Source organism: Naasia sp. (assembly GCF_025465545.1).
Taxonomy (GTDB): domain Bacteria; phylum Actinomycetota; class Actinomycetes; order Actinomycetales; family Microbacteriaceae; genus Naasia.
Genome location: NZ_JAODMK010000025.1, coordinates 1 through 5,867, shown reverse-complemented (window position 1 = coordinate 5,867; position 5,867 = coordinate 1). Strand labels below are relative to the sequence as shown.

General features: G+C 70.7%; 6 protein-coding genes. All 6 read right to left on the bottom strand.

What is annotated here, in order from left to right; genetic code table 11:
* On the bottom strand, positions 1-738 hold a 738-nt coding region (locus tag JWR33_RS08230), incomplete at its 3' end, for a hypothetical protein (protein WP_297410946.1).
* A gap of 30 nt (positions 739-768) precedes the next feature.
* Positions 769-1,308: a sigma-70 family RNA polymerase sigma factor gene (locus JWR33_RS08225; protein ID WP_297410944.1), complete on the bottom strand. Its 540-nt coding sequence runs from the start codon at positions 1,306-1,308 to the stop codon at positions 769-771.
* A 127-nt stretch (positions 1,309-1,435) separates the two neighbouring features.
* Positions 1,436-2,998: a gamma-glutamyltransferase gene (locus JWR33_RS08220; RefSeq protein WP_297410942.1), complete on the bottom strand. Its 1,563-nt coding sequence runs from the start codon at positions 2,996-2,998 to the stop codon at positions 1,436-1,438.
* A 25-nt stretch (positions 2,999-3,023) separates the two neighbouring features.
* Positions 3,024-3,830, bottom strand: coding sequence for an amino acid ABC transporter ATP-binding protein (locus tag JWR33_RS08215; protein WP_297410941.1), 807 nt, complete (start codon positions 3,828-3,830; stop codon positions 3,024-3,026).
* 11 nt (positions 3,831-3,841) lie between these two features.
* Positions 3,842-4,630, bottom strand: a complete 789-nt coding sequence (locus JWR33_RS08210) for an amino acid ABC transporter permease (RefSeq protein WP_297410940.1) — start codon at positions 4,628-4,630, stop codon at positions 3,842-3,844.
* A gap of 65 nt (positions 4,631-4,695) precedes the next feature.
* Positions 4,696-5,562 carry an ABC transporter substrate-binding protein gene (locus JWR33_RS08205; RefSeq protein ID WP_297410939.1) on the bottom strand — a complete coding sequence of 289 codons (867 nt, stop codon included), beginning with the start codon at positions 5,560-5,562 and terminating at the stop codon, positions 4,696-4,698.
* Between the last annotated feature and the right edge of the window lie 305 nt (positions 5,563-5,867).

The following is a 5,867-nucleotide window of genomic DNA, read 5'->3' as shown; positions in this document are numbered from 1 at the left end:
GAAGGGGACGATCGCCGACAGATCGTAGGCTCCCGGCTCCAGGGGCGGCAGATCTGCGCGGAACTCCTCCTGCATCTCGTCCTCCTGACCGCAGCGCACGGGCTCGAACGTGGCGGCGAGCTCCATCGAGGCGCCGGGCTCGAGATCGATGAGGAGCGCCATCTCGATCACCGGCCCGTTGCTGTGCCACACGGTGATGCCGTCCTCCGAGACGGTGATCACCGGGCGCGCCCCGGTGTAGCCGACCAGGTGTGCGCTGCCGGTGTTGGTGAGCACCACGCTTCCCGTGACCGTGCCGCTGGCGGCCGCACTGCCGGCGAACCTCGGCGTGGCCACCAGGCCGCTCTCGGCGGGTGCGAGCTCGGCGAGGGGCGCGCCACAGGAGTTGACCTTCTCGGGCGGCGCCAGGGAGATCGCGCCGCCCGCCGCGCCGCTGGTGCTCGGATCGCCCGCCGCGCCGCTCAGCGGCTCCGGCTGGGTCTCGCCGCCGGACGCCGCGCTGAGCGGTGTCGGCGCGTTCAGAGCGGCGTAGCCGAAGCCGGCGGCTCCCACGGCGGCCACGGTGGCGGCACCTGCGCCGACGACCGCGAGGCGGTGCGATCGGCGGCGCGCGCGGGCTCGGCCCAGCACGCGAGCCACGTCGATGGGCGAGGGCCGCGCCTCGCCGGCCACGGACGCGAGGAGTTCGCGCACGCGGACGTCGGCGGAGCCGGACGGGAAGTCGATGCTGTCGGTCATGGTGTCCTCAACTCGGGGCGGTCGGGTGGGTCAGGGGAGGGAGGGGGCGGTCGCCGGTGCGCCGGGAGCGCGTCCGCGCTGTCCGCCGAGTCCCGACGCGAGCTTGGCCAGGCCGTCGCTGAGATAGCGCTTGACCGTGCCGGGGGTGATTCCGAGCCGGTCTGCGATGCCGTCGACGGTGAGGTCCTCGTAGTAGCGGAGCACGATGCATGCGCGCTCCTGCCGTCCGAGCCGGCGCAGCTGGTCCTGCAGGTCGAGGCGGTCGTCGCTTCCGTCGCCGCCCGAGTCCTCGCCTCGCGCAGTCAGGTGCAGCACGGAGCGCCACCTGCTGGCGCGGCGGCCGCCGTCGATGTAGGAGGTGAGGATCGCCCGCCGCACGTACGCCTCAGCACCTGCAGGGGTGAAGTCGCCACGCAGCCGGCCGAATGTGCGCACCAGAGCGTCCTGCACGAGGTCGGCCGCGTCGTCCCGGTTGCCGCAGAGCAGGTAGGCATAGCGGGCCAGGGCGTCGCCGCGCTCCGCGACGAGACGCTCGGCCACCGCCTGCCAGGTGGGGGAGGTGCTGCTCATCCTGCTCCTGCTCGCCGAGGTTCCGTGGTCTCTCCCGTCATCGTCGACCGGAAAGGGACTCCTGACTACTAGAACGCGCGGGGAAGCGGAAACGTTGGGTGCGGGAAGAAGGGACGCGGTTCCGGCGTCAGGGGCCGGAGAGGACGACCGCGGAGCCGTCCGCACGAGGATCGCTGGCTGCCAGGACACCATCGTCGGTCACCGCGATGACGTTCGCCTGCCCGAGGAGCTCGCTGTGCGGGGGCAGGCGGTGCACGGGGAGCCCGCTGCGCTCGATGCTCGCCATCGCCTCGGCCGGCAGGTCCTGCTCGGCGAAGACGGTGTCCGGCGCGGCGTCGAACTCCCGGACCCCCACGATGGCACGCGGAGCCCTCACCGCCTCCTCCGGCGTGGCGCCCGCGAGCAGCCGCAGGAGCAGCTGTGCGTGGATCTGCGGCTGGCCCTGCCCGCCCTGGGTCGCGAGCACGAAGCGGGGGCTGTCGCCCTCGGTCACGAGGACGGGCATCAGGGTGTGCAGCGGACGCTTCCGGGGCTCGAAGCGATTGGCTGAGGAGCTGGAGAGGGAGAACGACGTGCCGCGATTGTGCAGCAGGATGCCCGTCGTCGGCTCGAGGATGCCGGACCCGAATGCGAAGAAGACGCTCTGGATCAGCGAGACGGCCCAGCCCTCCGCGTCGATCGCCGCGATGCCGACCGTGTCTCCGGCGGGACGCTGGAAATCGGGTTTCTGAGGACCGGCGCCCGGTCCCGGCAGTCGGGACAGCAGGTCGCTGACGTCCACCTCACCGAACGCCGGGTCCGCGAGGTGCTCGTCGCGGACCGCGTTGGCGTCGCGGAAGATCCGCTCGAGGGCGCCGAGCTCGCTGCCGAGGGCGTCCTCGGCGATGCCGAGCGCCTCGAGATCCTGGAGGGCGCGCAGCAGCACGAAGCCGTGCGTGTTCGGGGGACTGGTGTGCACCTGCAGCCCACGGAAGTCGCCCGTCAGAGGCGGCACGATCTCGGGGGCGAAGTCGGCGAAGTCCTCCTCGCTGAGCAGCGAGCCGGCCGCGCGGAGGCCCGCGATCAGGTCTCGGGCGACTGCTCCGGTGTAGAACTCGTCCGCGCCCGAAGCCTGGAGCCGGCGAAGCGTGACGGCCAGCGCGGGCTGCACGAGCAGGTCGCCCTGGACCAGTGCCCTGCCGCTCGGCGAGAAGATCGGGCCGGCGCCGGCATCGGCCGTGAGAAGCGGCTCCTCCTCGGCGATGGATGCGGCAAGGTCGGAGGCGACCTCGACCCCGTCCTCCGCATAGCCGACGGCCTCGTCGAAGCATCGGGACCAGGGGAGCCGTCCGCCGAGCACGTGCAGCCGCTCCCAGCCGCGGACCGCGCCGGGCACCGTGACGGTGTCGATTCCGCGGACCGGGAGCGCGTCCCCGTGCTTCGCGCGGAGGCGGTCGGCGGTCTGGGCGGCCGGTGTGCGGCCGGAGGCGTTGATGCAGTGCAGCACACCGTCGGGGCTGCGCACCAGCGCGATCAGGTCGCCGCCGATCGAGACGTTGTGCGGGTACACCACCGTCAGCACGGCTGCGGCGGTGAGAGCGGCATCGACCGCGCTGCCGCCCTCCCCGAGCACGGCCTCGGCCGCCGCGGTGGCGAGGTGGTGGGGGCTGGCGACGGCGCCGACGAACGAGGGATCGGTGCGGAGGGACATGGGAGGGCGCCTAGGGGGAGAGGGATCAGAGGATCTTGGAGAGGAAGGATCTCGTCCGCGGATGCTGCGGGTTCGCGAACAGCTCGGCCGGGGGAGCCGACTCGATCACGGCGCCGGCGTCCATCACGACGATCCGGTCGGCCACCTCCCGGGCGAAGCCCATCTCGTGGGTGACGACGATCATCGTCATGTGCTCGCGGGCGAGCTCCTTCATGACGTCGAGGACCTCACCGATCATCTCCGGGTCGAGAGCGCTCGTCGGCTCGTCGAACAGCATGAGCTTCGGCTGCATGGCGAGGGCGCGGGCGATGGCGACACGCTGCTGCTGTCCGCCGGACAGCTTGTTCGGCCGGACGTCGGCCTTGTCCGCGAGGCCGACGCGGGCCAGCAGGGCCTGCGCCTGCGCGACCGCCTCCGCCTTGGGCGCCTTCAGCACCCGAACCGGACCGTGCCAGACGTTCTCCGCCACCGTCATGTGCGGGAAGAGGTTGAAGTGCTGGAACACGAAGCCGATGTCCTGCCGCTGCTTCGCGAGGACCCGCTTCGGAGCGGAGCGAACCTTGCCGTCCGCGCCCTCGACGTAGCCGACCCGCTTGCCTGCGACGGTGATCTCGCCCCTGTCGATGGACTCCAGGTGGTTGATGGTGCGGAGGAGGGTGGTCTTCCCTGCTCCTGAGGGGCCGACGAGCACGACGACCTCGCCGCGGGACACTTCGAGGCTCACGTCGTCGAGGACGGTACGGCCGCCGAGGCTGCGCGTCACCCCGCGGGCACGAACGAGCGGTGCCGCCGCGCCGGAAGGAGAGGAGCTGGCGGGATCGGTCTTGGGCACGGGGATGCTCCTCACTTCGCGTCGGCGGGGTTGAGGACGGGACCTGCGGCGCGTCCGCCGAAGAGCCTGCCCACGACGGACGGGGTGGCGTCGATGCCGACCATCCGGTTGAGGCGCCCCTCGATCCAGGCCTGGATCACCGTCCAGACCGTCGTGAGCACGAGGTAGTAGATCGCGACGACCGCGAAGATCTCGAAGGTGCGGAAGGTGGCTGCGCTGATCGACTGGGTCACCAGGAACATCTCGGACACCCCGATGACGCTGAGGATCGAGGTGCTCTTCATCAGGCCGTTGAAGGAGTTGCCGAGCGGCGGGACCATGATCCGGAGCGCCTGAGGAACGATCACCCAGCGCATCGCGCTCGCCCCGGTCATGCCGAGCGTCATGGCGGCTTCGGACTGTCCGGGCGGGACCGAGTCCAGACCGGATCGGACGATCTCGGAGATGTACGCGCTCTCGTTGATGACGAGCCCCACGATCGCGGCCTGGACGGCCGCCTTGATGAGGAGGCCGGGGAGGTCGATGTCGGAGAACCGGAAGATGCCCGCGGCGGCGAAGCCGGTGTAGATGAGCACGAGCTGCACCAGCAGGGGGGTGCCGCGGATCAGCCAGATGTAGAAGCTGGCGAACATCCGGAACGGCAGGAACGCCGACCGGCGCATCAGGGCGATCACCAGCCCGATGATGAGCGCAAGCACCATCGCGGCGATGGAGATGATGATGGTCAGTGCGAGCCCCTGCAGGAATGGCCCTCGCGGGGTGAGCAGATTGGACCAGAAGAACGACCAGTCGAAGGTCACGTCACTCCCTTTCGAGCGAGGAGGTGCCGGTGGGCCCCGGTTCGGCGGCCCACCGGCGATTTCGGCTACGGGGTGTAGGCGATGTCCTGCTGGCCCCACTCGGCCAGGATGTCGTCGTACTTGCCTGACTCCATCACCGAGTCGAAGGCGGTCTGCAGCGCGTCGTGCAGGGCACTGTTGTCCTTGAGGGTGGCGGCGCCGATGTTGATGGTGTCGAAGGGCTCGCCGGCCATCTCGATGCTCGCGTCGGTCTGCTCGATGTAGTAGCCGATGACCTCTGCGGTGTCCACGTAGCCGTCGAGCTGCCCGGCGGCGAGCTGCTGCAGGCCCACCGTGGCCTGGCCAGACGTGCTGACGTCGATCGACTCCTTGCCGGCGTCCTCGCACTTGCCGGACTGCTCCTTGGTGAGCTCCTCGGCCGTGGTGCCCACCGCGACCATCATCCGCTTGCCGCAGAGCGAGTCATCCATGCCGGTCAGCCCTGCCGGGTTGCCGGCCTCGGCCGCGATGGCGGTGCCGGAGCGCAGGTAGGGCACGAAGTCGACGATCTCCTCGCGCTCGGGCTTGATGTAGAGCGTGGAGATGATCGTGTCGCACTGCTTCGCCTGCAGTCCGGGGATGAGACCGGCGAACGCGGACTGGACGAACTCGACCTCGAGTCCGAGTTCCGCGCCCACGGCGTCGGCGAGGTCGATCTCGCTGCCGATCAGCTCGCCGCTGTCGTCGAACATCATGTTGGGCGCCGACGGCTCGTTGGACGCGCAGACCTTGAGGGTGCCCTCCTTGGAGATGGCGGGCGGCGATACCACGGCGGCGGAGCCCGAGGCGCTGCCGGAGGCGCTGCCGCCGGCCGAACAGCCGGCCAGGAGCGGGATCAGCGCGACGGCGGCGATCAGGGCGATGCGCCGGGCGCGGGGCGGTGCAGAGGTCACTGTTTCTCCGATGCTGAGGGGGAACCCGAGGACGGATTCTCGGAACTGCTGTTGCCTATCAAACGCTAGGCAGAATTCCCCCTCCGTTGGTTTCGCCCATGTAACGAAGAGGGGGCCTCGGTCGCGGGTTTCGCCACAGCGGACGCCGCCGCAGAGCCACGCGCCGAGGATCGACGGCGGATCAGCTGCGCACGTAGGCCGCGAGGTGCTCGCCGGTCAGGGTGGAGCGGGCGGCAACCAGTTCGGCGGGCGGCCCCGCGAAGACCAGGCGGCCGCCGTCATGGCCGGCGCCCGGTCCCAGGTCG

Excerpts from the sequence above, each read along its gene's own strand:
- JWR33_RS08220 (WP_297410942.1), bottom strand. The coding sequence starts at position 2,998 with ATGTCCCTCCGCACCGATCCCTCGTTCGTCGGCGCCGTCGCCAGCCCC.
- JWR33_RS08225 (WP_297410944.1), bottom strand. The coding sequence starts at position 1,308 with ATGAGCAGCACCTCCCCCACCTGGCAGGCGGTGGCCGAGCGTCTCGTC.